Source organism: Floricoccus penangensis, assembly GCF_001832885.1.
Classification (GTDB): domain Bacteria; phylum Bacillota; class Bacilli; order Lactobacillales; family Streptococcaceae; genus Floricoccus; species Floricoccus penangensis.
Genome location: NZ_MKIQ01000028.1, coordinates 315,514 through 341,621, shown reverse-complemented (window position 1 = coordinate 341,621; position 26,108 = coordinate 315,514). Strand labels below are relative to the sequence as shown.

Genomic DNA, 26,108 nt, shown 5'->3' with positions numbered 1-26,108 from the left:
GAAATAGAAAGGACTATTATGTCAGAGAAAAAGTTTTTTACTCAAACGGGTGAGGAAACATTAAAAGAATTATCAGCAACTTCTAAAGGGTTAACTAGTACTGAGGTAGAATCAAGACTAGAAAAGTATGGTAAAAATCAACTAGATGAAGGAAAGAAGAAGTCAATATTTCAAAAATTTCTTGATCAATTCAAAGACTTGATGATTATTATTTTGATTGTTGCTGCCATATTATCTGTAGTTACAAGCGGTGGTAAAGATATTAGTGATGCAATAATAATCATGGCAGTAGTTATTATCAATGCAGTATTTGGTGTTATTCAAGAAAATAGAGCAGAGGCAGCAATTGATGCGCTGAAAGAAATGAGTACTCCAATTGCGCGTGTTCGAAGAAATGGACATGTTGAAGAAGTAGATTCTACTTTACTTGTCCCAGGTGATATTGTTCTTTTAGAAGCTGGGGATGTGGTTCCTGCTGATATGAGGTTATTGACTACGGCAAGTTTGCAAATTGAAGAATCAGGTCTTACAGGAGAATCAGTTCCAGTCGATAAAAATCAAGACGCAATCGTAGCAGATGATGCCGAAGTTGGTGACCGTGTTAATATGGCTTACCAAAATTCTAATGTTACATATGGTAGGGGAACTGGTGTTGTTGTTGCAACTGGAATGCATACTGAAGTTGGACATATTGCTCACCTACTACAGAATGCTGATGAAACTGAAACGCCACTTAAGACTAACTTGAATAAACTTTCAAAAGTTCTTACATATGCTATCTTAGTAATTGCAGCAGTAACATTTGCAGTTGGAGTATTCGTTCAGCACCAAGACCCAGTTGAAGCTTTGATGACTTCAGTAGCTCTCGCAGTTGCTGCAATTCCGGAAGGTTTACCAGCAATTGTTACAATTGTACTTGCATTGGGAACTCAAGTTTTAACTAAGAAAAACGCTATTGTACGAAAATTACCTGCAGTTGAAACATTAGGATCAACAGAAATTATTGCAAGTGATAAAACTGGTACATTAACTATGAACCAAATGACCATTGAAAAAGTATTTACCAATGGTAAATTAATAGATGCTACTGATGAAATACCTTCAGATGATTTAACTTTGCGCGTTATGAACTATGCAAACGATACAAAGATTTCTGAGCAAGGTAAACTAATTGGTGATCCAACTGAAACTGCACTTGTTCAATATGGTCTTGATCACAATTTTGATGTGAGAGATGAACTTAAAAAAGAACCACGTGTTGGTGAGTTACCATTTGATAGTGATCGTAAGCTTATGTCTACAATTCACAAACAAGCTGATGGTAAACTATTAGTTGCAGTTAAAGGTGCTCCTGATCAATTATTAAAACGTGTTACTAGAAAACTCGTTGATGGTCAAGTATTACCGATGACTGACGCTGACAAACAAGAAGTTCTTAAAGTTAATAAAAGTCTAGCAAAACAAGCTCTTCGTGTCTTGATGATGGCTTATAAAATTGAAGATACAATGCCAGAATTAAGCTCAGATGCTATTGAGAATGATTTAATTTTTGCAGGTCTTGTTGGTATGATTGACCCAGAACGCAAGGAAGCTGCTGATGCTGTTAAAGTTGCGAAAGAAGCTGGAATTCGTCCAATCATGATTACCGGTGACCATCAAGATACGGCAGAAGCTATTGCAATTCGTTTAGGAATTCTTGAAGATAATGCAGACGCAGATAGCCATGTACTTACAGGTGCTCAACTTAATGAAATGTCTGATGAAGAGTTCCAAAAAGCTGTATCTCAATACTCAGTATATGCACGTGTATCTCCACAGCATAAAGTCCGTATTGTAAAGGCATGGCAGAATGAAGGTAAGGTAGTAGCCATGACTGGTGATGGTGTTAATGATGCGCCAGCACTTAAGACAGCTGATATTGGAATTGGTATGGGTATCACTGGTACAGAAGTATCTAAGGGTGCTTCAGATATGGTACTTGCAGATGATAACTTCGCAACGATTATTGTTGCAGTTGAAGAAGGACGCAAAGTATTCTCGAATATTCAAAAAACAGTACAGTATCTACTATCAGCTAATACAGCAGAAGTACTTACAATTTTCTTAGCAACATTGTTTGGTTGGGATGTTCTTAAACCAGTCCACTTATTATGGATCAACTTAGTTACAGATACTTTCCCAGCGATTGCTTTAGGTGTTGAACCAGTTGAACCTGGAATAATGGATCAAAAGCCTCGCGGAAGAAAAGCCAGTCTTTTCTCTAATGGTGTAATGTCATCTATTATTTATCAAGGTATCCTTCAGGCTGCCCTAACTTTAGGTGTTTATTGGTATGGAATTAAATTCCCAGTTCATTCAGGATATGATGCTATTCATGCTGATGCCTTAACTATGTCATATGCAACTCTCGGACTTATACAGTTAGTACAAGCATTTAACTGTAAGTCTGTTTATCAATCAATTTTTAAAGTTGGATTTTTCAAATCTCGAATTTTCAACATTTCAATTTTAATCTCATTTGTTTTACTTGCAATTACAATTGTTGTTCCAGGATTTAACAAGGTATTCCATGTTACTAATTTAGGTGGTCATCAATGGGCTGCAGTAATCATTGGAAGTCTATCAATGTTTGTAATTGTTGAAATTGTGAAAGCAATTCAACGTTCAATGGGACTTGATAAGAAACAATAAAACCATCTAAAAGAGTTATTCAGTTTAATCTGATTAACTCTTTTTTGATAGACTATAAATCTGATTATTATTACTAGAAGGTATATATCGTACAATTTCTGTTCTAGTAAATTCATGATGCTTTTACTTTTGAAAAAAATCTGTTATACTTATTACCCTAAGAGCCTTTTTTAGGTTAAAGTAAAATATAAGGAAGAAAAAAATTGACAAAATTACGTGATGATATTCGCAACGTTGCAATCATAGCCCACGTTGACCATGGTAAAACTACTTTGGTTGATGAATTATTAAAACAATCAGATACATTAGATGACCACTTTACACTTCAAGAACGCGCAATGGATTCAAATGCCATTGAAAAAGAACGTGGAATTACAATCCTAGCTAAAAATACAGCAGTTTCATATAATGGAACACGTATTAATATCTTGGATACACCAGGACACGCGGACTTTGGTGGAGAAGTTGAACGTATTATGAAAATGGTTGATGGTGTAGTATTAGTAGTAGATGCCTACGAAGGTACAATGCCTCAAACACGTTTTGTATTGAAAAAAGCTCTTGATCAAAAACTAACTCCAATCGTTGTAGTTAATAAAATTGATAAGCCAGCAGCACGTCCAGCTGAAGTTGTTGATGAAGTTCTTGAACTGTTTATCGAACTTGGAGCTGATGATGAACAATTAGATTTCCCAGTAATTTACGCAGCAGCAGTTAATGGTACTTCTAGTCTTTCTGATGATCCTGCTGATCAAGAAGAAACTATGGCACCTATTTTCGATACAATTGTTGAACATATTCCAGCACCAGTTGATAATTCTGATGAGCCATTACAATTCCAAGTTTCATTACTTGATTATAATGACTATGTTGGACGTATTGGTATTGGACGTGTATTCCGTGGTAAAATTAAAGTTGGAGATCAAGTTACTCTTTCAAAACTTGACGGTACTACTCAAAACTTCCGTGTAACTAAGTTATTTGGTTTCTTTGGTCTTGAGCGTCGTGAAATTCCAGAAGCGAAGGCTGGAGATCTTATTGCTGTTTCTGGTATGGCTGATATCTTCGTTGGAGAAACTGTAACTCCTACTGATGCAGTTGAACCACTTCCAATTCTTCATATTGATGAACCAACACTTCAAATGACTTTCCTAGTAAATAATTCACCATTTGCAGGTCGCGAAGGTAAATTTGTTACTTCAAGAAAAGTTGAAGAACGTTTAGAAGCTGAATTACAAACAGACGTATCGCTTAGAGTAGATCCAACAGACTCACCAGACCGTTGGACAGTATCTGGTCGTGGAGAACTTCACTTGTCTATTCTTATCGAAACAATGCGTCGTGAAGGATATGAGCTTCAAGTATCTCGTCCTGAAGTTATTGTTAAAGAAATTGATGGTGTTAAATGCGAACCATTTGAACGTGTTCAAATTGATACGCCAGAAGAATATCAAGGATCAATCATCCAAAGTTTATCTGAACGTAAGGGTGAAATGCTAGATATGCAAAATGCTGGTAATGGTCAAGTTCGTTTGATTTTCCTTGTACCTGCACGTGGACTTATTGGATACTCAACTGATTTCCTTTCAATGACTCGTGGATATGGTATTATGAACCATACATTTGATCAATACTTACCTCTTATTCAAGCTGAAATTGGTGGCCGTAATCGTGGAGCTCTTGTATCAATAGATACAGGTAAAGCAACAACATACTCTATCATGTCAGTCGAAGAACGTGGAACTATCTTTGTAAACCCAGGTACTGAAGTTTATGAAGGAATGATTATTGGTGAAAACAGTCGTGATAACGATCTAACAGTTAATATCACAAAAGCAAAACAAATGACTAACGTTCGTTCTGCTAACAAAGACCAAACTTCTGTTATTAAAACTCCAAGAATCCTTACTCTTGAAGAATCACTAGAGTTCTTGAATGATGATGAATATATGGAAGTAACTCCAGAATCTATTCGTCTTCGTAAACAAATTCTTAACAAAGCTGAGCGTGAAAAAGCTAATAAGAAAAAGAAAAATTCTGAAGAAAAATAAATATTAGTTCTATTTTAAAGATGTGATTTGTCACATCTTTTTTTGCGAAAAAATTTTGTTTAAATTTCGTATAGACATATGTACATGAAATATTTTGTTTTTAAAATATACTTAAATATCGTGAAAAGTGCTTATAATTTTGATAAAATTAGCATATGAAATTAAATGAAAATGATATGCTAGCTTTTGCTGAAAGTTTAGCTCATAAATTAAATGCAGGTGATGTCATTGTACTGACAGGCGATCTAGGAGCAGGAAAGACTACTTTTACTAAAGGTCTTGGAAAAGGTTTGGGTATTAATCAAATGATTAAAAGTCCCACATATACTATAGTTAGGGAATATGAAGGAAGATTACCTCTTTATCATATGGATGTATACAGAATAGGAGATGATCCAGATTCAATTGATTTGGATTCATATATTTTTGGTGATGGAGTAACAGTAATTGAGTGGGGGAATTTACTGGAAGCAGACCTTCCTAAGGAATACTTGGAAATTATTTTTGAAAGAGATGGTGATGTTCGAGAGGTTCTATTGACTGCTCATGGGGATAGTTATATAAAATTTTTACCTCTAATTGAAGAAAACTAAATTAACATTTTATTACAAAGAGAAAGATCTTATTGTAAGATACTAGGAAAAATGTGATAATAGTAAAATACAATAAAAAGCGAGAATATAATAAAATATGAAGAAAATATTAACTATGTTAACTATGATTATCGTGTTAACAATAGGTGCATTATTTGTTTATGGTTATACTTTAATGAATGGTGCGGAAAATATGATGGCATCAACATTTGATGATTTAGGATTGGGTTCAGAGGAAGGCGTACAGTTTGATAACTCGAAGCCCTTTACTATACTTCTAATGGGTATTGATACTGGTGGGGCAGGTCGTGAGAATCCTTGGGAAGGAAGAAGTGATTCAATGATCGTTGCTACTGTAAATCCTAAAACAAATACGACTACAATGACGAGTTTAGAACGTGATATGCTAGTTGATTTATTGGATAAGAATGGAAAGGCTACAGGGAAGCTAACGAAATTAAATGATGCTTATTCTGAAGGGGGGCCTAAGATGAGTATCGTAAATATTCAAGATATTATTGGATTTAAAATAGATGCATATGCATTTATTAATATGCAAGGTTTGGTTACTCTTGTTGATGCAATTGGTGGGATCACAGTTAATAACACCTTAGGGGATACTATTTCAATTGAAGATACTGAACCAGATTATAAAGCAACTGTAAAGCCAGGCATTCAACATTTGAATGGTGATCAAGCCCTTGTATATTCTCGAATGAGATACCAGGATCCAGAAGGAGATATTGGCAGACAAGCGAGACAAAGAGAGGTAATTACTAAAGTCATAGAGAAACTTCTAACAATGAACAGTGTCTCAAATTATAGAAATATTTTTGAGTCTTTAAGTGGTAATTTGAAGACAAATATAAAAATTAATTCTAATACTTTGATGCAACTTATGGGATTTAGTTCATCATTTGAAACTATTCAATCAATTAAACTTCAAGGTGTTGGAGAAATGATTAATGAGGTATCCTATCAAGTGATGCCTGAAAATAATTTGTTGAGTGTTCAAAATACACTGAGACGTTCAATAGGGAAAGATACATTGGATTCACTTTCTCCTGATATCGTTACATTTGAAAAATATTTTGGATCTTCTCCTAACACATATGAAATACCTAGTATTGCAATTAGTAAAAATAATAATTTAAATACTTACTTTTTGCAGACAGATGGTGAACCAAATAAAGAAATGCCTGTACTAGATACGAATGCCTCTTCTAATGGTGGAAGTACAACTCCTTCAACTTCACGGGAAGAGTCTTCACATTAATTAATTTTAGTGTATTTAGAGGAAAATTAAAAAATCAGATTGACAAATTGTGATTTTTTGATAAAATATAATTAACGTTTACACGAACTAGATGGCGATTTGCCTCGTCATTCTAGTTGTTTTTATGTAAATAATCATGTTTCAATAGCTCAGCTGGATAGAGCATTCGCCTTCTAAGCGAACGGTCGGGGGTTCGAATCCCTCTTGGAACACTACTTAACACAAAAGCCCTTAGCATGCTAAGGGCTTTTGTGTTAAGTTTTATAGACTTAGATAATGAATCATAATGATGCTTACAAGTGATTATAGTTCTTTTCTCATACTAATATGTTTTATCCCAGCTTCTTTAAACACTTGTCCAAATTCTTCAAAACCTATTTTCTTATAGAAATCTCGTGCAGGGAGTTGGGCATGGAGAGTGATAGTACGATATCCATTATTAGCAGTGAATTTTAATGCTTCTTGAATAAGTAATTTCGCGTATCCAAGTTCACGATATTCTTTGAGAACAGCCATACGTTGAAGAATTAATTGCTCGTTATTCTGAGGTAATAGTCGTAGGGTGGCTACTGCTATATCTAAGGAATTATATAGTACAAAATGTATGCAATAACTTTCATTTTCATCTATTTCAAGTGCGAATGGTACACCTTGTTCCTTGACGAATACGCTATTACGTATTTTTACTGCATCTAAATATGTTTGTGATTGTGTATTTTTGGTTTGTTTAATTTTCATTTTAGTCCTTTTATAATTAGTCTAAATAAATTATAATATAAAGAAAGTCTTTCAACAAATAGTGAGTGAGGAATTATGTTTAAGAATAATAAATTGTTTTTTTGGACTGTTGAGATACTGGCCATAGCTTCGTTAATTTTCATTTTAACAAAACTAGATTTTCTATTTAAACCGATAGGAAGTCTCTTCGCTACAGTCTTTATTCCTTTTTTAATCGCTGGTTTTTTATACTATGCCTTTAATCCTTTAATCGAACTTCTTCAGAAAAAATTTAAAATTAAGAGAAGTCTAGGAATTTTAATTGTTTTTATAATTTTAATTGGTCTTGTGGTATTTATGGTCGTTAGTTTTGTTCCGACTATTATTAATCAGCTAACTGGTCTTGTAAATGCTACAGCAAATGCGATTCCAGATATTCAAAAGTGGGTTGAAGAACTTGCTCAAAGAAAGGAATTCCGTGATTTAAATATTGAAGAAGCTTTTCAAAAGTTAAATTTATCATACTCATCGATACTAAAAAATGTATTGAATGGAGTAACCCTAAGTTTAAATGGTATGCTTTCAACGATAACAAGGGTTGGACTGATATTAGTATTAGCACCAATACTTCTTTACTACATGCTTAGAGATGGTCATAAGCTACTACCAACTCTTAAGAAGACAATTTTAAAAGATGATAAGTATAATATAACTGGTCTTTTAGAAACTTTAAATGATACTATGTCTCGTTACATTCTAGGATCAGCAATAGATTGTTCAATCATATTTATTTTTGTGTTCATTGGTTACCTTGTTATGGGTATTCCCTATGCTTTCTTACTTGCGACTTTTTCAGCAATTACAAATTTGATTCCATATTTGGGTCCTTATATTGGTATGGCTCCGATGGTTTTAGTAGTTGCAGCGGATGATTGGAAGAAGGCAGTTGTTGCAGTAATATATGTTGCAGTGGTTCAACAAATTGATGGTAATTTTATTTATCCAAAAGTTGTTGGAAACGCAATGAAAATTCATCCAGTGACTATTATGTTATTGATGCTAGTTGTTGGTAACTTATATGGTTTAGTTGGAATGATAATTGCAGTACCTGCATATTCATTGATCAAGGAAGTTGTTAAGTTTATTGCTAATATTTTTGAAGAGAAGAAAAAAGCAAAAGCATAATCTCTTTTCAAGAAAATAAAATATGATATAATTATACTACCTTTACAAAAGAATTTATAAAATAGGAGAAGAGAAACAAACATGAATGCAGATCCCGAGGGTCAGTCGATTTTAATTCAATTAATATTATTAGTTGTTCTTACAGCATTAAATGCCTTTTTTGCAGCCAGTGAGATGGCTCTAGTAAGTGTCAATCGTTCAAGGGTTGAACAACGTGCAGCAGAAGGTGATAAAAAATATTCAAAGCTGTTAAGTGTAATCAATAATCCAAGTAACTTCCTTTCAACAATTCAGGTTGGTATTACTTTAATTAATATCTTAACTGGGGCGAGTCTTGCTGAGACATTGGCAGCTAAACTAGTACCATATTTAGGTCATATTGCTGGGGCAAAAACAATTGCACAAGTTATTGTTCTTGCTTTATTGACATATTTTTCAATTGTTTTTGGTGAACTTTATCCAAAGAGAATTGCTCAAAACTTAAAAGAGAGTCTAGCGGTTAAAGTTGTAACACCAATTCAAATACTTGGTGTTATTATGAAGCCATTCGTATGGTTATTAGCAAGTTCAACTAACTTATTAAGTAAGTTGACACCTATGAAATTTGATGATCACAGTGATAATATGACACGTGATGAAATCGAATATCTTCTTAACACTAGTGCAGTAGCACTTGATTCCGATGAGCGAGAAATGCTTGCCGGTATTTTCTCACTAGATGAGCTAGTAGCGCGTGAAATCATGGTGCCTAGAACGGATGCATCAATGATTGATATTCAAGACGATACGGCTTACAATATTAAATATATCATTGATTCTGTCTACTCAAGATTTCCTGTTTATGATGATGATAAAGATAAAATTATCGGTATTCTTCATACTAAAAACTTATTACGAGAAGCTTATAATAAGGGCTTTGAAAATGTTGATATTTTAAGTATTATGCAAGAACCATTATTTGTTCCTGAAACAATTTATGTTGATGATTTAATGAAAGAACTTAAGAGAACAAAAAATCAAATGGCTATCTTGCTTAATGAGTATGGTGGTGTAGAAGGTATTGTAACGCTTGAAGACTTGTTAGAAGAAATCGTCGGTGAAATTGAAGACGAAAGTGATGCTAAGGAAGATCCGGAAGTTGAACAAATTAGTGATAATCTATATCAGATAAAAGGTAGAATGCCATTAAGTGATTTCAATGAGGAATTCAAAGTAGAGCTTGAAAATAATGATGTTGATACAATTGCAGGATTCTTTGTTACTGAAATTGGTACAATTCCAGGAGAAGATGAGCATATAAACCTAGACCTAGTATCAAAAGACAAGTCGTTTACATTGACTAACTTAAAGATGGAAGGACCCCGTGTCGATGTCCTTCAGCTTGAATTTTTTGACACTGAAGATAAGGAAGAAAAGGAGGAGGATTAACCTCCTTTTTCTATGCTTTGTAGTAAAACAGAAGATTTGAAAATGCTTTCAAAATCATGTATCCTATACATAGGAAATAAAGACGATGGAGAGTTAGAGATGACTGAAAAAGATATTACACAAGTTACTGGTTTAGTTCATTCTACTGAAAGTTTTGGTAGTGTAGATGGTCCAGGGATTCGTTTTATTATATTTATGCAAGGTTGTAAAATGCGTTGCAAATATTGCCATAATCCAGATACTTTAGCATTTAAAAGTGAAAAAGCTGAAGAAAGAACTGTTGAAGATGTTTTAAATGAGGCACTTCGCTTTAAATCATTCTGGGGTAAAAATGGTGGTATTACAGTTAGTGGTGGTGAAGCAATGCTACAAGCTGAGTTTGTTACTGCTTTATTTACTAGAGCACATGAACTTGGAATACATACAACTCTTGATACGGCAGCACTTCCATTCAATAGAAGTCCAGAGTTTTTAGAAACAATAAATGCTCTCTTAGATGTTACAGATTTGGTTTTACTAGACTTGAAAGAAATAAATCCTAAACGTCATAAGATTTTAACTGGTCATGATAATAAAACCATTTTAGATTTTGCTAGATATCTTTCTGACTATGGAGTACCAGCGTGGGTTAGACACGTATTAGTTCCAGGTGAAACAGATTTTGATGAAGATTTGATTGAATTAGATAAATTTGTTAAAACTCTTAAAAATGTTGATAAGTTTGAAATTCTTCCATACCATACAATGGGTGAAATCAAATGGCAGGAGATGGGCCTTAAATATCCACTTGCTGGTGTAAAGCCGCCAACAAAAGAAAGAGTTGAAAATGCAAAGGAATTAATGCATACCGAATCATATACTGAATATTTGACAAGGGTACATAGAGCATAGATTAACTCAAAAGAGTAGGGCGAACGATGTTTCGCTTTTTCTTATAGCTAGAAAAAATGAAGAAAATTTGCTAGAATAGTATGAAGAAAAAAAGATAAATGGAGATAAAACAATGTCAAAAATTTTAGTTTTTGGTCACCAAAACCCTGATACAGATGCGATTGCTTCTAGTGTTGCATTTGCTCACCTTTTAAAAGTTGAAGATAAACTTGATGCAGAAGCAGTTGCTCTTGGGGAAGTTAACGAAGAAACAGCTTTTGTCCTTGAAAAATTTGGAGTGACTGCACCTCGTGTTGTAGAATCTGCTAAAGCTGAGGGCGTTGAAAAAGTAGCCCTTACTGACCATAATGAATTCCAACAATCAATTTCTGATATTGAAGATGTTGAAGTATTTGCAGTTGTTGACCACCACCGTGTGGCAAATTTCCAAACTGCAAATCCACTATTTATGCGTCTTGAACCTCTAGGTTCATGCTCATCTGTAATTTACAAATTATATAATGAGTATGGAGTAGAAATTCCAAGTGAGATTGCAGGACTTATGCTTTCAGGACTAATTTCTGATACGCTTCTTTTGAAATCGCCAACAACTACTGATTTTGATAAAGAAATTGCTCCAAAATTAGCTGAAATTGCTGGAGTAGATCTTGAAGAATACGGACTTGCTATGCTTAAAGCAGGAACAAACCTTGCTAGCAAATCTGCTGATGAATTAATTGATATTGATGCTAAAACATTTGAACTAAATGGTAATGCTGTTCGTGTAGCACAAGTTAATACTGTTGATATTGATGAAGTCCTTGCTCGTCAAGACGAAATTGAAGCAGCTATGAAGGCATCAATGGAAGAAAATGGATATTCTGATTTTGTACTTATGATTACTGATATCGTAAATAGTAACTCTGAAATCCTTCACTTAGGTGAAAATGTTGATAATGTTGAATCTGCATTTAATTTCAAACTTGAAAATAACCATGCTTTCCTTGAAGGTGCAGTATCACGTAAAAAACAAGTAGTTCCACAATTAACAGAAGCATTTGAAAAATAATGTCAATTAAAATATATAACGAAAATCGGCTGACTAAACAGCCGTTTTTTCGCAGTTTGATAGAATTTCTAGATATTAATCAGGATGTAACTTTGCGGGCAATAAAAGCTGAATTTAAAGATACGAATAATTTAGATAGAAAATTAGAAGATTATATTCAGTCAGGTTTAATTAGAAGAGAGAATCGTCGTTATTATAACAATTTTAAAGTTTTTGACGATATTGATTTTACTAAGGAATTAGTGGAAGAATCAGAAGAGCCTAACAAAATTCAAATTTTATCTTACAGCAAACCATTTTTCTTGAGATCTAATTCTATATTAAGTATAAAATTAAATGAGAGCCAAACATATTTATTACTAAAGAATGAAGTTAATGATTTGAAGTTTTTCTTTTCAAGTAATTTTGCAAGGACAGATGATAATTTAGCAAATTATTTTTATCATGTTGCTCAAGGTATTCCATTATCTACTCTTGAAAAGGATATATATAGAATTATGGGGGATGTAGATCCTAATTATGCTTTACGCTATATGACTGTTTTTCTTTTGAAGTATACTAAGCGTGAACTTGTACCTAATAAAAAGCCTGATATTTTTATTCAGACTTTGATTAAATATGGGTATATTGAGGCAGTGGATGATAAGTATTATAAAATTAATGTTGAAATTAATGATGATTTTGCAGATCCTCAAGGTATTACTTTCGATAATCCAGAAGAATTTATTGCAGCTCAACTGAAGGCGACAAGAAAAATCCAAACTAGCTTTATTGTCTAGCTTGGATTTTTTCTATAAATATTTTTGTGCAATAATATGGTCACCTGCATACTCGGCATGTGCACCATCAACAATCTGATAGGCATCTGCTCCCTTACCAGCGATGATTACAGCGTCTGAATCACTTAAGGTTCTACTCATTGCTTCTTTAATTGCTTCTTCACGATCAATAATTGTTTCAATTGGTCTTTCAATGAATTGGGCAATTTGCTTAGCTATATCTGCAGGGTTTTCAAAATTAGGGTCATCCGCACTTAGGATAACGTGGATTTCTTTTTCATCGTTAAGGAGATGACCAAAATCTTCACGACGACTTTCACCCTTATTACCTGGTGCACCTAAAATAAGGTAAATATTGCCTTTATGAGCACCTTTAACGACATTTAGTAGATTGGCAAGACTTACACCGTTATGAGCGTAGTCAACGTACACACGAGCTCCATTTGCTTGTTTAAAGACTTCCATGCGACCAGGAACAGTAGTTTGTGCAATACCATTTAAAACATCGTCAGTAGTTGCTCCTAGTTCTTTACAGGCAAGAGCTGCAGCGAGGGCATTCTCTTGATTAAATTTACCTAAAAGTTCAATGCTGAAAGTTTCGTTGAAAGTTCCGCTAGTAGAAAAATTAAATGGATTTGAGTTAGTAATTTTATTTTCTGAGTTATCGCCATAAAAGGCTGCAGGTTTATTTTTTAATTCTTCTTTGATAACAGAAAACTGATCCATGTCCGAATTAGCTACAACAAATTTACTATTATGGAGAAGTTGTCTCTTACAATAGAAATAATCTTCAAAGGTTGGGTGTTCAATTGGTCCAATGTGGTCAGGTGAAATATTTAAGAACACACCCACATCAAAAGTTAAACCATAAACTCGCGCAGTTTTATAGGCTTGACTACTAACTTCCATAACTAAATGAGTCATTCCATTATCACGCGCTTGGGCCATCATTTGGAATAAATCGAGGCTTTCTGGAGTTGTTAGTGCTGATTTAAAATAGTTCACCCCGTCAAGTGTTGTATTCATTGTAGAAAGCATTGCAGTTTTTTGTTTACTTGAAAGTTCTAAGATATTTTTTGCAAAGTAAGCAGCAGTAGTCTTTCCTTTTGTTCCAGTGAATGCTAATATTTTTAAGCTATTTTGAGGATAATCATAGAATTTTTGAGCTACTAAGCTCATTGCATGCTTTATGTTACTAACAATAATAGCAGGTATATCTACTTCGTAGTCAATTTCAGATATATAAAATTTCAGACCTTTGTTAATTGCTCCTTCTAAAAATTCCTTTCTGAAGTTTAGGCCTTTGGCAAAAAACAATGTATTTTCGTCTACAAGACGAGAGTCGTATGAAAGTTTATTAAAGTCAATATTTTTATCGTAATCGTAGTGATAGCAACCATCTACGATAATTTCATGAAAGTTTTCATCATCTTTCAAGATTTTAATCAATTCATCTAATTTAATCATGATTTAAGTATAAAACATTTTGTGAAAAACGTCTATTTATCTTGTAAAAGTTTGAAAATTAGATAAAATATAGATATGAATAATATTGAAGAAATTGAGCAAGTGCTCGAAGATACTGAAGTAAGACAGAAAAATAAAATGTTAGAGGGGGCTTTTTGGTCTACGATTGCTGACTTTACCTCTCGATTACTTGGTTTGATATATATTATACCTTGGTATTCGTGGATGGGAAAAAATGGAGATAATGCTAACGCACTATTCTCTATGGGATACACCATATATGCAATTTTCTTGCAAATATCTACTGCGGGTATGAATTTGGGTATTGCTAAGGAGGTAGCAAAATATAATACTCTTGGAGATGAAAATCAAAGTTACCGCATAGTTAGACAAATGCTAATCTTCATGACAGGTGCAGGACTTATATTTGCTGGGGGGATGTATATAGTGTCTCCCGCATTGGCTGCGATGAGTGGTGGTGGACAAGACCTAGTACCAGTGCTTAGAAGTTTAGCACCAGCTGTATTTATTTTTCCATCAATGAGTGTAATCAGAGGATTTTTCCAAGGTAATAACTATGTAAAACCTAATGCACTTAGTCAATTAGCAGAGCAATTAATCAGAGTCATTTGGATGCTAGTTACCGCTTTTCTTATAATGAAATTAGGAAGTGGAAATTATCCTGAAGCTGTAACTCAAGGTACATTTGCTGCTTTTGTAGGTATGATTGCAAGTTATGCAGTTTTAATATACTTCTTATATAAAACTGGAGCTCTTTCTAAAATAATTTCACCAGGACCTGGTAAATTAGAAATATCATCAAAGGATTTACTTGTCAGTACTGTGACTCAAGCTATACCTTTCGTAATTCTTGGAAGTGCAACTCAAATTTTTAAATTATTAGACCAATTTACTTTTTCAAATGTGATGACAAGAATTGGTAATTATACTTTAAATGAGGTTCAAGTATTCTTTAGTTACTTTTCTGCAAATCCAGATAAACTTAATGCGATATTACTTTCAATTGTAATATCACTAAGTGGTATTAGTGTTCCACTTTTAACAGAAAACTATGTTAAAGGGGACATGAAATCTGCTGCAAGATTAGTTGGAGATAATATTATACTCGGAGCAGCATTCATAATTCCAAGTATTGCAGGTATTACTATTCTTGCTCAGCCTCTATATACATTCTTTTACCGAGTTCCGAGCCGATTAGCACTTAATTCATTTGTACTTGCAGTTATGTTGACTATCGTTATTTCTTTATTCGGTATGCTTACGCCTAATCTACAAGCTTTAAGACATAGCAGATTTGCACTTAAGTATTTTGGAATAACTGTTCTTCTAAAATTAATTTTACAATTTCCAGCTATATATTTCTTTGAATCATATGGACCAAATATTGCCAGTGGTTTAGCATATGGGTTTGGAGCTACTATCTACTTGATTAAATTACAAGAGATTACACATTTTAATGTAGCTACAATTCTTCGTCGTTTATCTGGAATTCTTACATTAACAATTATTATGGCAGTAGTTACTGCTGTGATGTTCTTGCTATTGAAACTCTTTATTGTTCCAAATACCAAATTAAAATCATTGATTATTATAGTTCTTGCAGGTGGAACAGGTTTTGCTACCTATTTCTATCTGATAATGAAATCTAAAATGATTGATATACTTTTAGGGGATAAAGGTGTGAGTCTTCGTAGACGTTTCAAAATAAATTAAAGGAGTTCCTACTTTGTAGGTTCTTTTTTATGTAAAAAAACTACCAACTTAATAGTTAGCAGTTCAAAATTATTAATTATAAATTACGTTCTTTATACCATTCGTCTGGAGTCCAGTTCCACTCGGTATCATATTTTTCTAATAAATCGAAACTTGCTTTTGGTCCCATTGTTCCTGCTTTATAATCATATAAAGGAACTTCATTTTTTGACCATACATCAACAATCTTATCAATTAAAGTCCAGCTAGCCTTCAACTCATCCCAATGAGTGAAGTTTGAACCATCACCTTTCAGAACATCGTAAATTAGCTTTTCGTAAGCCTCAGGAGAATTACCTAGAATTGCTGCATCATGACGGAAATCAAGTTTAATTTCACCGATATTAAAGTCTTTACCAACTTCTTTGCCGTTCATTAGGAAGGAGAATCCTTCGGTTGGTTGGATGTAGATAGTTAAAACGTTTTGTTGTAATTTTTGATCTGGACCGAAGATAGAATCTTCTTTTTTGAAGACAATGTTGATACGTGTCCCTTTTTCAGTCATGCGTTTACCTGTTCTGAAGAAGAAAGGTACATCGTTAAAGCGACCATTATTAACAAAGAAGGCACCAGATGCAAAAGTTTCTGTCGTAGACTCAGGGTCAACTTGGCTTTCATCACGGTAGCTAACGAAATGTTGGCCGTTGAAGTCATTTTCAACATATTGTCCACGGACAAAGTCTTCTTTAACTTCTTCTGTAGATGGAATCTTGATTGATTGCAAAGCTTTTATTTTTTCAGCTAGGATATCTTTGCTGTGATAAGTTTTAGGTTTATCCATAGCAAGAAGAGATAGTACCTGAAGAATGTGGTTTTGAACCATGTCTTTTAAGGCACCTGAATGATCGTAGTAGCCACCACGGTCTTCAACACCAATAGATTCTGCAAAAGTGATTTGAATATTATCAATGAAATCGCGATTCCAAATTTTTTCAAAGACAAAATTAGTAAAACGGATAGCAAAAATATTTTGGATCATTTCTTTGCCTAGATAGTGGTCAATACGGTAGATTTGGTCTTCAGAAAAGGCTTTTGATAAATCGTCGTTTAATTTTTCTGCAGTAGCAAGGCTTGTACCGAAAGGTTTTTCAATGATTAATCGTTCATAACCCTTGCCGTCAGTAATATGTTCTGATTTTAAGTGACTTGCAATTGTTCCAAAGAATTCCGGAGCCATAGCTAAAAAGAAAACTTTATTATGATCAGTATCATATTTTTCACCTAGTTCATTTGAAAGTTCTCTTAAAGTTTCATAATGTTCAGAGTCATTTACATCATGTGCCTGATAGTAGAAGTGACTTGCAAAAGTTTTAGCATCTTCTTCATTTTCAACTAGACTAGAGATGCTTTCAAGAACAACATCCTCATACATTTCTTTTGTCCACGGTCTACGAGCAGTTCCAATAACCGCGAAATCTTCTTCGAGGACACCAGATTTATATAAACGATAAAGTGATGGATAAAGTTTACGTTTGGCAAGATCACCAGTTGCACCAAATATTGTAATTAAAACTTTTGACATATATCATTTCCTTAATTTCTATTAGTATTCTCTATATTTTATCATAAAATTCTGTCAAAAACATGAAAGATAGCACTGTACCGTATAATGGTTTCAACGTAGTACTAAAATAACAGGCTTTCAATATGAGTAGATTACTGAAGGATCATTGAAATTTGAGAGTAGGATAGAATTTAACCATCTTAATATATGTACATAATTAAAGTATATAGGTGATTAACGACCATATCATAATCAATAATGCATTGCTATTCTTAATAAAAAAGTTAATCATTAGTTATTATTTGACTAAGAAGTTAAATTTATTTAGTATGAGACTACACCAAATAAAAAAATTAAAGGAGAATACTTATGACTAAAGAAAAAGAGCTTTTTGATGAAGAAGTAAGAGCGAAAATGGAAGAAGAACGAGCTCACGATCAAAGACGTGAAGCGAAAGAAAAAGAAAAAGAAGAAAAAAAATTTCCAAATGAAAGACGCAAATCTTAATCTTTCAGAATCTATCATTGATAGACGAGTAAAAAGATAATATTAATAAAAATACCTCAGTAGCTTAAGCTATTGAGGTATTTTTATATATGGTTCTATTTTTATCAAATATACTTATCTCTGACCTCACCAATAGGTAGGTGATGAAACAAAAAATTTTTTTTACAAATATATAATTTAGTTAAATGATTATAACTTTTTAAAAGGTTCTATAAACATATGGATTACTTGGTTTATTAACTTTTTCTGATTTGTTTACAAGAACTGTTGGGAGGTTTCGTTTATATGGGGCAAAGTACTTGCTTTCAATTGTTCCTTCTACATGAACCCAAGTATTATTTTCGTACTCTTCTTTTTCATCTAGCATGAGTCCAAATACTCCGGAGTCGGCAATACAGTGAATTATTCCAAAGCGGAATAAGAACTGATATTTTTGTCCATCTAGTGAGTTATTATAAATGAAGCCTGTAAATGAAACCTTTTTCCCGATAAATTCACTTGGGAAATTATAAATCAATTCCATGGCTTCCATGTAATTTTTTTCATCAATTTTTATTTCGTCAGAATCCTTATATTTTGCTAGCGTCTTTTTCATCAATTCATCGTAATCCGACTTAGTGAAGTAGGAGCTAGTGTTAGGCTGAAGATACTGGATACTTGTACCATCATCACTGGTTCCAGATTCCTTATCAAGGGGAAAAGTAAATCCTTTGCTATCTACAACTGAAGCATCTAGTGACTTGTAAGGGATAAACAGACAAATCAGAAGGGGTGTAGCTAGTAGGAGATATGAAAAAGCTTTTTTGTACTTAGCTTTGAAGCTTTCTTTATCTGATTTGCTATTTGATTTTACCCAATTAATCAGTTGGACAAGGGATAAGATAAAGGAAAGAATCATTGAAAGGATTGCTAGGTAACTGTAGTGAACGTTGATATATTGATTTAGCTTTCCTGTGGCCATGAGATACATCATGAGCTCGAAATAGCCTGATAATATGAGGAATCTAATCATACGAACACCTCCGCAAAAATGATGGTAGCTAGTGTGACTATTGCTATAAATTGAAGGGTGAATTTAGTCTTGAAGAAGCGATTCATCATCAATAAGTTTTTAATATCAACAACTGGTCCAAATAGTAGAAAGGCGATTACTGGAGCTGGACCGAAGAGCCCCAGAAGACTTGAACCAATAAAGGCGTCTGCTTCTGAACATAGAGACATGATGAATGCTAGAAGCATCATTAGTAAAACTGCCATTAGCTTATTGTGGCTGATATTGGTGATATAGCGAGTAGGAATATAGATTTGCATGATACTTGCTATTGCACTCCCGATTATTAGGTAGCGACCAGTATCAAAGAACTCATCAATGGCATGACTTAGAGCATCCCAAATTCTATGTCCTAGATTTTCTTTATGGTTTGTATCGTGTGTATGATGGTGGTCATGACTATGACTGATTTCTATATCACCTTCTTTAAGGATGTCCCCGTTGTAAATGTAAGCGATGAATAGTCCGACGATTGTAGCTATTAAGATTGCTCCAAACATACGAAGGAGGGCAAAACGCCATGAATTACCAAAAGCGATATATGTTGCAAAAAGGACAACTGGATTTACGATTGGAGCTGCAACCATGAAGGGAAGAGCTGTGTAGCCAGGTATTCCTTTTGCCATCAGTCTGTGGACTATTGGTACAATACCACACTCGCATGAAGGGAAGAAAAATCCTAGGAAGACACCAAAGAAAATTCTTAGGACTTTATTTTTAGGTAGTATTTTGTTTATAAACTGAGGTGTTAAAAAGACTTCTAGAAATCCTGAAACGATTGACCCCAGTAAAACAAAAGGAAGTGCTTCAATAATGATTGACATAAAAATTGTCGCACATTGAAGCACCCCATATGGTAAATTGTTAAGCATTTGTATTTAAATCCTTTTTATCATCTGCATCAGGTTTTTGCTCAGTTTTAACTTGAATATTTGCATCTTTTTGAGCTTCAACGACTTTATCAGTTTTTGTATTTAAAAAATCATCTGGAAAAGTAGCAAACTCGCCAAGTACTTTTTCAAGGTCATCTCTTTTTTTGTATGTTAGTCCCATGTGTTTCTCCGTTCTTTGATCAATTATTATTAAATAATACTACTAAAGTATTAAAGATTTCTTAATTTAAATGTGAAAATTATAATTATTGTTTAAATTAGCCTATTTATCCTTACGAGTGAATAGGAAAAACAAACCAATAATTATTAGCGATGGTACAATAGCTTTCAGAAGCCCTAAAATTACAGCTGACATGTAGGTACACCTCGTTTCTTATAATATTTTATCACTAACTTGTAAAATATGGAAAAATATTAAAATATGGAAAAATGCAAATTTTCAATGATTAATTAGGATATAGGTAGTTGAAGAACATATTATTTTTACGGTCTATACTTGTAATAGATACCTTATCTTCATATCCTGGAGCTATTAAACCATATACATTCGGTTTAGCTTTTTTATAATTTGTATTTGTAATATTTAAAATTTCAGAAATTTTTGCTTTTTCCTTAATAATGCACTTCCCATTTTCACAGTTATTATTATATGATTTGTTCATATCAAATATCAGCTCATTTTCTATATAATCTTCATTTGTAAATTTATTTTCTAATGACTTCTGAAATGAATTTGGGACTAGTAGATTATAATAAGTATTAGTAAGAAATTTAGGTTGTTTTATTTTTAAACTATTAGAATTATTAAAGTTTTTATTTATCTTAGAGAAATTTCCATAAACTATAGTATTATATGATGCTAAATTGCCCCAATAATACCATTCTGAGTAATATATATCATATGGTTTATTACCTTGTTGGATTTGGATATTATTGCAAAATTTTATATCTCTATTTGAAAAAGTATAGGGTTGCTTTTCTTTGTTAAGATCATCATAATTATCTTTCCCTAAAGCAATATTAGATACAGAAAATATAGATAGATTAATAAAATCATTGTCAAATAAATTATAAAAAAAATATCCTACTGAACTATTCTTGTCAAATGAAGCTTTGAAATATATATCATTTATTTCATAAATGTTTTGTTTTAATACTGTGTCATCAATTTTTTCATTCCAGCTACTTATTGGAGCCCCCAAGTTTGAAGTAATATATTCTTCGGTTTTTCCTAATTTCATATTTTTTATAATCTTGTTTACACTATTTTTGTGATCAATATAAGATTGAAATTGATTTATTGAGTACATAACTACTCCAAGAAATATTGGGATAAATAATAATTCTATAATCTTCTGTATCCAATTTGTTGTATTTGTATTCGAGCTCAAAGTAGCCATCCTCGCGTTTCTTATTCTATATATTATGTTTTGTTATTTAATAACTTGATAGAAATTATAGCTATAATAAACTTTAATATTTATCATTGCAATTTTATCACTAGTTTGCATAATCCGAAAGAACAATTTTATTCTGTTATGCTATTTGATATAATTATGTTATAAATGTGAGGAGCCAGTCTATGGAAAATAAAGATAAAGAGAACAAGAAACCTTGTTGGGAGCCTTTTACTAAATTTAGTAACTGGATAAGCGAAAAACTTGAAAATGTAGATAATAGAAAATTAGTTAAATACTTAGTCTATTTTTTTATTTTTTTAATTGTAGGTATAATCTTATTACCCTCGGTAATGTGGCTATATACAAAAATTCGATTTTACACAGTTACAGATAGAACGACATTTTCGCGATTAGAATTTGTAAAAATTTCACTTCAATTATTAGGCATCATATTGACTTTCATAGTCTTCCAGAACACGTTATCAATACAGAAAGTAAACAAAGCCGAAAGAGATAGTGATAAAATAAAATCTGATAGAGAAAAAAATTATAAAATGGTTCATGATGATTTTTTTATGTTACTTGATAATGTTTTTAGAGCAAAAAGAGAATTAATTAATAATAATACAAGATCTAAAGAAATTAGGGAGTTATGGCTTAATAACGAAATTTTAAATTTAATGTTTGAAAATAACTTGAATTATATACGGGATAATTTTTATTCAATATTTAATGATGATGACGATCAACAAGTGCATATTAAATATAAAAATTTTATTATGAGCATACAACAAATATTATTTTTATTAAATGATTCTATATCAAATGGATTTGTTTCAAATAAGCAAAAAGATTTTTTTCTTAATCTATTGGTATCAAACATAAACTCTGATGAATTGTGTCTTATTGCATATTCGTGTATATTGGATGATAGCTCTTTTGACTTAGCTCTAGAAATTAGAAAAAGTTATATCTTTTCTAATATCGAAAAACGAGGTGCTTTTACTGTAAATCTATTTGGTTCTTTGTCAGAAGAACTTTGTACGGAACGAAATGTCAAGTCCGAAAGTGCGCTTAAAGAATTACGATTTGTTAAATATCAAGAATACTACGAATTTTTTATAGATGGTGTTGAAGATATGTCTGGAGAAATAATACTAGATGAATCTAAAGTTTTTAACAATATATTAATGATTGAAAAATTTCTAAAAGGGTTCTCTTTAGAAGACAAAATTGATAAAAAAATTGAAGATGTGAAACCCCATAGTTCATTGTATTCAGTAATTGATGGCATAAAAATTGATGACATGAATTTCTACAACAAATAAAAATCACGCTCGCAACGTGATTTTTTCTATCCAGCTTGTCCGCTTTATTTTGTTTGTCTTTTTTAGAAATATAGGGGTATGTAAGGGAGTTGATATAAGTATGATTGCTTATATTATAAGGGTATATAGATATAGGGTGCAATATGTTAAATGGTATGATAGAATAAATTGCTATGGAAAAAAATATTGAAAAAATCGCACAAAATTTATCTTTAAAAACAAGTCAAGTCGAGACTGTGTTGCAACTTACTCAAGAGGGAAATACAATTCCTTTTATCGCCCGCTACCGTAAGGAAATGACAGGTAGTCTTGATGAGGTACAAATTAAAGAAATCATTGATAGCCATAATCAGCTTGAAAAATTAGATGACCGTAAGGCGACAGTTCTTGCAAAAATCGAGGAGCAAGGGAAACTTACGGATGAGCTACGCGCTCAAATTGAGGCATCTGAGAAACTTCAAGAGGTTGAAGACTTGTATCTTCCTTATAAGGAAAAACGTCGTACTAAGGCTACTATTGCGCGTGAGAATGGACTATTCCCACTAGCTAAGCTAATCATGCAAAACGTTCCTAATATTGAGGATGAGGCTGAAAAATTCGTAAATGAAAATGTAAAAGATGGCAAGGCTGCATTAGATGGAGCACTGGCTATTTTAAGCGAAGCTATCAGCGAAGATGTAAAATTAAGAAATTGGACTTTGTCTGAAATTAAAAATAATAGTCGTATTGCTTCAAAAGTTAAGGATGAAAGCCTTGATGAGAAGAAGGTCTTTCAAATGTATTATGACTTTGATAATGACCTTTCAAAACTTCCAAATTACCGTGTTCTAGCCCTTAATCGTGGTGAAAAATTAGGGATTTTATCAGTTAAATTTGAAAATAATGATGAGAAGATTGAGCGTTTCTTTGAAACTCGCTTCAATGCTCGAAATAATAAATATCTGTCTTTAGCAATTAAAGATAGTACCAAAAAGAAAATCATTCCTGCTATGGAGAGACAGATTAGAAGTGAAATCACTGAGGCAGCTGAAGATTCTGCTATCAAGGTCTTCTCTGAAAATTTACGTAATCTTCTTTTAGTAGCGCCTTTAAAAGGTAAGGTTATCTTAGGTTTTGACCCTGCCTTCCGTACAGGAGCAAAACTTGCTGTTGTGGATGAGACTGGGAAGCTTTTGGAAACAAAAGTTATCTATCCAGTTAAACCTGCTAAGGCTAGTGAAATTGAACAGGCTAAAAAAGATTTAGCAGCTATTATCAAAAAATATGGTGTTGAAATGATTGCCATTGGTAATGGTACTGCATCACGTGAAAGTGAATCTTTTGTTTCTGAAGTTATTAAGAATGAAAATCTTGATGCTTACTATGTAATTGTTAATGAATCAGGAGCATCAATTTACTCAGCTAGTGAACTTGCACGTAAAGAGTTTCCTGAGCTTACTGTTGAAAAACGTAGCGCAATTTCTATAGCACGCAGATTACAAGATCCACTGGCAGAGCTAGTTAAAATCGACCCACAATCAATCGGGGTAGGACAATATCAACATGATGTTAGTGATAAGAAGCTTGCTGAAAATCTAGACTTCGTCGTTGAAACAGTAGTTAACCAGGTTGGTGTCAACGTAAATACCGCTAGTCCGGCACTTTTAAGCCATGTATCTGGTCTTAATAAAACGATTGCTGAAAACATTGTTAAGTACCGCGAGGAAAATGGCGCTCTTGCAAGTCGTAGTGAAATTAAGAAAGTACCGCGCTTAGGTGCTAAGGCATTTGAGCAGGCAGCTGGTTTCTTGCGTATTCCTAACGGGAAAAATGTTTTGGATAATACGGGTGTTCACCCAGAGTCTTATAATGTTGTTAAGAATCTTTTAAATGATTTGAAGATAAATGACTTAGACGATGATGCACGTAAAAAATTAGAGAATATTAATTATCCTCAAATGGCTGAAAAACTTGAGGTCGGTCAAGAGACTCTTCGTGATATTGTGGCTGATTTGATGAAACCTGGTCGTGATATGCGTGATAGCTTTGATGCACCAGTTTTAAGACAGGATGTTCTATCTATCAAGGATCTTTCTATAGGTCAAAAATTAGAAGGTGTTGTACGTAATGTAGTTGATTTTGGAGCTTTTGTTGATATTGGTATCAAGGAAGATGGTCTAATTCATATCTCTAAAATCAGTAAAAATTTCATTAAACACCCATCGGAAGTGGTGGCTGTTGGTGAAATCGTAACTGTCTGGGTTGATAAAATTGATAATGAACGTGGTAAGGTCAACCTAAGTCTGTTGGACCCACGAGGTTAATAATGAATACTGTAAGTTGGCAGGACTTTAATCTTCAAGAATATGTTGAAAAAGTGTCGCTTGAAGATTTTGGTATTGCTTTTATAAATCAGGCATTCTGGAACAATCGCTTGAGGACAACAGGTGGTCGCTTTTTCCCAAAAGATTTCCATCTAGATTTTAATCCAAAAATCTATGAAAAATTCGACTTAAATGTCTTTAGGGGAATTGTAAGGCATGAACTCTGTCATTACCATTTATACAAGGCAGGTAAAGGTTACCAGCATGTTGACAGAGATTTCAAAAATCTTCTTAAGGCAGTTGATGGCTTAAGATATACACCGACTTACGACAGACCGCAAACCCCAATTTCCAGTCAACATAAGTACATATGTACAAAGTGCGGACAAAGATATGTTAGAAAAAGAAGAATAAATACCATAAAATATGTATGTGGTAAATGCCGGGGCAGATTGAAGGAAATATAAATTAGGTATTTTATAAAAAGTTAATAATGTTTAAGGAGAAGAAATGCAATTTATTTTAAAAAAGGGTAAGAACTTAAAACTTGTTAATCAAGATAATGTTAAAGAAGAACTTTCAGAGGCTATCAAGAGCAATCTATCTAGTAAATATTTAGATAATGCTGATAATTTTGATGTTGTAGTTTCGGATTTTGAGACTCTTGAGGTTACAGGCGACGATAATCATCAATATGATAAAATTTCAAAAATTGGCTATCAATTTGAAGGATTGACTTCTGAACAAGAAGAAGTAATGGCTAAACATGGATTTTCTGATAGCAATGTACTTATGGCAAACCTTAACGTAATTATAACTCCTCTTAATTCTGGTTTACATGTTGTTATGTATTCAACTCCAAACTGTATGAAGTGTAGAATTACTAAACAAAATTTCGCTAAATCAATTAAAAATGATGAAGGTATTGATGTAAGTTTGACTGTTCAAGATTACTATAAAGATAATATTGACGAAACAAATGTTATTGATATTTTAAGTGAAGATGAAAATAAGAAAAACTGGTCACTTTCAAAAGTAGAAAAGATTAAAGAAAAATATGGTGTGAAATCAATGCCACTTGTGAAAATTGTTGATAATGATGGACACACAATTGACTTTTGGTCAGATATGGATGTAGCTGCTATTAAAAAGTGGAAAGAAGCTACTAAGAACGCTAAAAATTAGTTTTTAGGAAAAATATATATTATCTGAATGATATCAAG

22 protein-coding genes and 1 tRNA gene are annotated in these 26,108 nt (G+C 32.9%); 16 read left to right on the top strand and 7 right to left on the bottom strand.

Annotation, left to right across the window (positions count from 1 at the left end):
• Positions 1–18 precede the first annotated feature (18 nt).
• The 5 genes from BG262_RS08270 (at position 19) to BG262_RS08250 (ending at position 6,823) form a co-directional block, all read left to right on the top strand.
• A complete protein-coding gene (locus BG262_RS08270) occupies positions 19–2,691 on the top strand; it encodes a calcium-translocating P-type ATPase, PMCA-type (RefSeq protein ID WP_070788418.1) in 2,673 nt (890 codons plus the stop codon).
• A 203-nt stretch (positions 2,692–2,894) separates the two neighbouring features.
• The gene (gene typA / locus BG262_RS08265; protein ID WP_070788417.1) at positions 2,895–4,742 is read left to right on the top strand and encodes a translational GTPase TypA; all 1,848 of its coding nucleotides are present in this window, start codon (positions 2,895–2,897) and stop codon (positions 4,740–4,742) included.
• Positions 4,743–4,897: 155 nt separating this feature from the next.
• Positions 4,898–5,335 carry a tRNA (adenosine(37)-N6)-threonylcarbamoyltransferase complex ATPase subunit type 1 TsaE gene (gene tsaE / locus BG262_RS08260; RefSeq protein ID WP_070788416.1) on the top strand — a complete coding sequence of 146 codons (438 nt, stop codon included), beginning with the start codon at positions 4,898–4,900 and terminating at the stop codon, positions 5,333–5,335.
• Between the two features lie 97 nt (positions 5,336–5,432).
• Positions 5,433–6,611 carry an LCP family protein gene (locus BG262_RS08255; RefSeq protein WP_070788415.1) on the top strand — a complete coding sequence of 393 codons (1,179 nt, stop codon included), beginning with the start codon at positions 5,433–5,435 and terminating at the stop codon, positions 6,609–6,611.
• Between the two features lie 138 nt (positions 6,612–6,749).
• Positions 6,750–6,823, top strand: a tRNA-Arg gene (locus tag BG262_RS08250).
• Positions 6,824–6,914: 91 nt separating this feature from the next.
• On the opposite strand, the gene BG262_RS08245 is transcribed toward BG262_RS08250, so the two are convergent.
• Positions 6,915–7,349, bottom strand: coding sequence for a GNAT family N-acetyltransferase (locus BG262_RS08245; RefSeq protein WP_070788414.1), 435 nt, complete (start codon positions 7,347–7,349; stop codon positions 6,915–6,917).
• 75 nt (positions 7,350–7,424) lie between these two features.
• On the opposite strand from BG262_RS08245, the gene BG262_RS08240 reads away from it, so the two are divergent.
• From BG262_RS08240 to BG262_RS08220, 5 genes are all read left to right on the top strand, one after another.
• A complete protein-coding gene (locus tag BG262_RS08240; RefSeq protein ID WP_070788413.1) occupies positions 7,425–8,513 on the top strand; it encodes an AI-2E family transporter in 1,089 nt (362 codons plus the stop codon).
• Between the two features lie 81 nt (positions 8,514–8,594).
• On the top strand, positions 8,595–9,941 hold the full coding sequence (locus BG262_RS08235; protein WP_070788412.1) for a hemolysin family protein: 1,347 nt from the start codon (positions 8,595–8,597) through the stop codon (positions 9,939–9,941).
• Between the two features lie 99 nt (positions 9,942–10,040).
• Entirely contained in the window at positions 10,041–10,832 is a 792-nt protein-coding gene (gene pflA, locus BG262_RS08230; protein WP_070788446.1) for a pyruvate formate-lyase-activating protein, read from the top strand.
• A gap of 112 nt (positions 10,833–10,944) precedes the next feature.
• Entirely contained in the window at positions 10,945–11,880 is a 936-nt protein-coding gene (locus tag BG262_RS08225; protein ID WP_070788411.1) for a manganese-dependent inorganic pyrophosphatase, read from the top strand.
• A complete protein-coding gene (locus BG262_RS08220; protein WP_070788410.1) occupies positions 11,880–12,659 on the top strand; it encodes a DUF1803 domain-containing protein in 780 nt (259 codons plus the stop codon). The genes BG262_RS08225 and BG262_RS08220 overlap by 1 nt, the downstream gene beginning before the upstream one ends.
• Before the next feature lie 12 nt (positions 12,660–12,671).
• Here the strand turns inward: BG262_RS08220 and BG262_RS08215 are convergent, their stop codons facing one another.
• Positions 12,672–14,126, bottom strand: coding sequence for a UDP-N-acetylmuramoyl-L-alanyl-D-glutamate--L-lysine ligase (locus tag BG262_RS08215; RefSeq protein ID WP_070788409.1), 1,455 nt, complete (start codon positions 14,124–14,126; stop codon positions 12,672–12,674).
• A 75-nt stretch (positions 14,127–14,201) separates the two neighbouring features.
• On the opposite strand from BG262_RS08215, the gene BG262_RS08210 reads away from it, so the two are divergent.
• Positions 14,202–15,860 carry a putative polysaccharide biosynthesis protein gene (locus tag BG262_RS08210; RefSeq protein ID WP_070788408.1) on the top strand — a complete coding sequence of 553 codons (1,659 nt, stop codon included), beginning with the start codon at positions 14,202–14,204 and terminating at the stop codon, positions 15,858–15,860.
• 76 nt (positions 15,861–15,936) lie between these two features.
• Here BG262_RS08210 and zwf read toward each other — a convergent pair whose 3' ends face one another.
• The gene (zwf, locus tag BG262_RS08205) at positions 15,937–17,421 is read right to left on the bottom strand and encodes a glucose-6-phosphate dehydrogenase (RefSeq protein ID WP_070788407.1); all 1,485 of its coding nucleotides are present in this window, start codon (positions 17,419–17,421) and stop codon (positions 15,937–15,939) included.
• A 351-nt stretch (positions 17,422–17,772) separates the two neighbouring features.
• Here zwf and BG262_RS10780 point away from each other — a divergent pair, with 351 nt between their 5' ends.
• A complete protein-coding gene (locus BG262_RS10780; protein ID WP_158006662.1) occupies positions 17,773–17,910 on the top strand; it encodes a hypothetical protein in 138 nt (45 codons plus the stop codon).
• A gap of 199 nt (positions 17,911–18,109) precedes the next feature.
• On the opposite strand, the gene BG262_RS08200 is transcribed toward BG262_RS10780, so the two are convergent.
• From BG262_RS08200 to BG262_RS08185, 4 genes are all read right to left on the bottom strand, one after another.
• Entirely contained in the window at positions 18,110–18,922 is an 813-nt protein-coding gene (locus BG262_RS08200; RefSeq protein WP_070788406.1) for a TIGR03943 family putative permease subunit, read from the bottom strand.
• Entirely contained in the window at positions 18,919–19,839 is a 921-nt protein-coding gene (locus tag BG262_RS08195) for a permease (protein ID WP_070788405.1), read from the bottom strand. Before BG262_RS08195 ends, BG262_RS08200 begins: the two co-directional genes overlap by 4 nt.
• Positions 19,826–20,014: an SPJ_0845 family protein gene (locus BG262_RS08190; RefSeq protein WP_070788404.1), complete on the bottom strand. Its 189-nt coding sequence runs from the start codon at positions 20,012–20,014 to the stop codon at positions 19,826–19,828. The genes BG262_RS08195 and BG262_RS08190 overlap by 14 nt, the downstream gene beginning before the upstream one ends.
• Positions 20,015–20,300: 286 nt before the next feature.
• The gene (locus BG262_RS08185; protein WP_143602669.1) at positions 20,301–21,164 is read right to left on the bottom strand and encodes a hypothetical protein; all 864 of its coding nucleotides are present in this window, start codon (positions 21,162–21,164) and stop codon (positions 20,301–20,303) included.
• 272 nt (positions 21,165–21,436) lie between these two features.
• Here BG262_RS08185 and BG262_RS08180 point away from each other — a divergent pair, with 272 nt between their 5' ends.
• The 4 genes from BG262_RS08180 (at position 21,437) to BG262_RS08165 (ending at position 26,070) form a co-directional block, all read left to right on the top strand.
• The gene (locus BG262_RS08180) at positions 21,437–22,582 is read left to right on the top strand and encodes a hypothetical protein (protein ID WP_070788402.1); all 1,146 of its coding nucleotides are present in this window, start codon (positions 21,437–21,439) and stop codon (positions 22,580–22,582) included.
• A gap of 173 nt (positions 22,583–22,755) precedes the next feature.
• The gene (locus BG262_RS08175) at positions 22,756–24,885 is read left to right on the top strand and encodes a Tex family protein (RefSeq protein ID WP_070788401.1); all 2,130 of its coding nucleotides are present in this window, start codon (positions 22,756–22,758) and stop codon (positions 24,883–24,885) included.
• A 2-nt stretch (positions 24,886–24,887) separates the two neighbouring features.
• Positions 24,888–25,352 (top strand): SprT family protein, encoded by a 465-nt coding sequence (locus BG262_RS08170; protein ID WP_070788400.1) that lies wholly within the window; start codon positions 24,888–24,890, stop codon positions 25,350–25,352.
• Positions 25,353–25,395: 43 nt separating this feature from the next.
• Positions 25,396–26,070 carry a thioredoxin domain-containing protein gene (locus BG262_RS08165; RefSeq protein WP_070788399.1) on the top strand — a complete coding sequence of 225 codons (675 nt, stop codon included), beginning with the start codon at positions 25,396–25,398 and terminating at the stop codon, positions 26,068–26,070.
• Positions 26,071–26,108: the final 38 nt, after the last annotated feature.

What these genes read in the sequence shown, in the direction of transcription:
- BG262_RS08270 (WP_070788418.1), top strand. Translation starts at nt 19, where the DNA reads ATGTCAGAGAAAAAGTTTTTTACTCAAACGGGTGAGGAAACATTAAAA.
- tsaE (WP_070788416.1), top strand. Translation starts at nt 4,898, where the DNA reads ATGAAATTAAATGAAAATGATATGCTAGCTTTTGCTGAAAGTTTAGCT.
- BG262_RS08255 (WP_070788415.1), top strand. Translation starts at nt 5,433, where the DNA reads ATGAAGAAAATATTAACTATGTTAACTATGATTATCGTGTTAACAATA.
- BG262_RS08245 (WP_070788414.1), bottom strand. Translation starts at nt 7,349, where the DNA reads ATGAAAATTAAACAAACCAAAAATACACAATCACAAACATATTTAGAT.
- BG262_RS08240 (WP_070788413.1), top strand. Translation starts at nt 7,425, where the DNA reads ATGTTTAAGAATAATAAATTGTTTTTTTGGACTGTTGAGATACTGGCC.
- BG262_RS08235 (WP_070788412.1), top strand. Translation starts at nt 8,595, where the DNA reads ATGAATGCAGATCCCGAGGGTCAGTCGATTTTAATTCAATTAATATTA.
- pflA (WP_070788446.1), top strand. Translation starts at nt 10,041, where the DNA reads ATGACTGAAAAAGATATTACACAAGTTACTGGTTTAGTTCATTCTACT.
- BG262_RS08225 (WP_070788411.1), top strand. Translation starts at nt 10,945, where the DNA reads ATGTCAAAAATTTTAGTTTTTGGTCACCAAAACCCTGATACAGATGCG.
- BG262_RS08220 (WP_070788410.1), top strand. Translation starts at nt 11,880, where the DNA reads ATGTCAATTAAAATATATAACGAAAATCGGCTGACTAAACAGCCGTTT.
- BG262_RS08215 (WP_070788409.1), bottom strand. Translation starts at nt 14,126, where the DNA reads ATGATTAAATTAGATGAATTGATTAAAATCTTGAAAGATGATGAAAAC.
- BG262_RS08210 (WP_070788408.1), top strand. Translation starts at nt 14,202, where the DNA reads ATGAATAATATTGAAGAAATTGAGCAAGTGCTCGAAGATACTGAAGTA.
- zwf (WP_070788407.1), bottom strand. Translation starts at nt 17,421, where the DNA reads ATGTCAAAAGTTTTAATTACAATATTTGGTGCAACTGGTGATCTTGCC.
- BG262_RS10780 (WP_158006662.1), top strand. Translation starts at nt 17,773, where the DNA reads ATGACTAAAGAAAAAGAGCTTTTTGATGAAGAAGTAAGAGCGAAAATG.
- BG262_RS08200 (WP_070788406.1), bottom strand. Translation starts at nt 18,922, where the DNA reads ATGATTAGATTCCTCATATTATCAGGCTATTTCGAGCTCATGATGTAT.
- BG262_RS08190 (WP_070788404.1), bottom strand. Translation starts at nt 20,014, where the DNA reads ATGGGACTAACATACAAAAAAAGAGATGACCTTGAAAAAGTACTTGGC.
- BG262_RS08185 (WP_143602669.1), bottom strand. Translation starts at nt 21,164, where the DNA reads ATGTACTCAATAAATCAATTTCAATCTTATATTGATCACAAAAATAGT.
- BG262_RS08180 (WP_070788402.1), top strand. Translation starts at nt 21,437, where the DNA reads ATGGAAAATAAAGATAAAGAGAACAAGAAACCTTGTTGGGAGCCTTTT.
- BG262_RS08175 (WP_070788401.1), top strand. Translation starts at nt 22,756, where the DNA reads ATGGAAAAAAATATTGAAAAAATCGCACAAAATTTATCTTTAAAAACA.
- BG262_RS08170 (WP_070788400.1), top strand. Translation starts at nt 24,888, where the DNA reads ATGAATACTGTAAGTTGGCAGGACTTTAATCTTCAAGAATATGTTGAA.
- BG262_RS08165 (WP_070788399.1), top strand. Translation starts at nt 25,396, where the DNA reads ATGCAATTTATTTTAAAAAAGGGTAAGAACTTAAAACTTGTTAATCAA.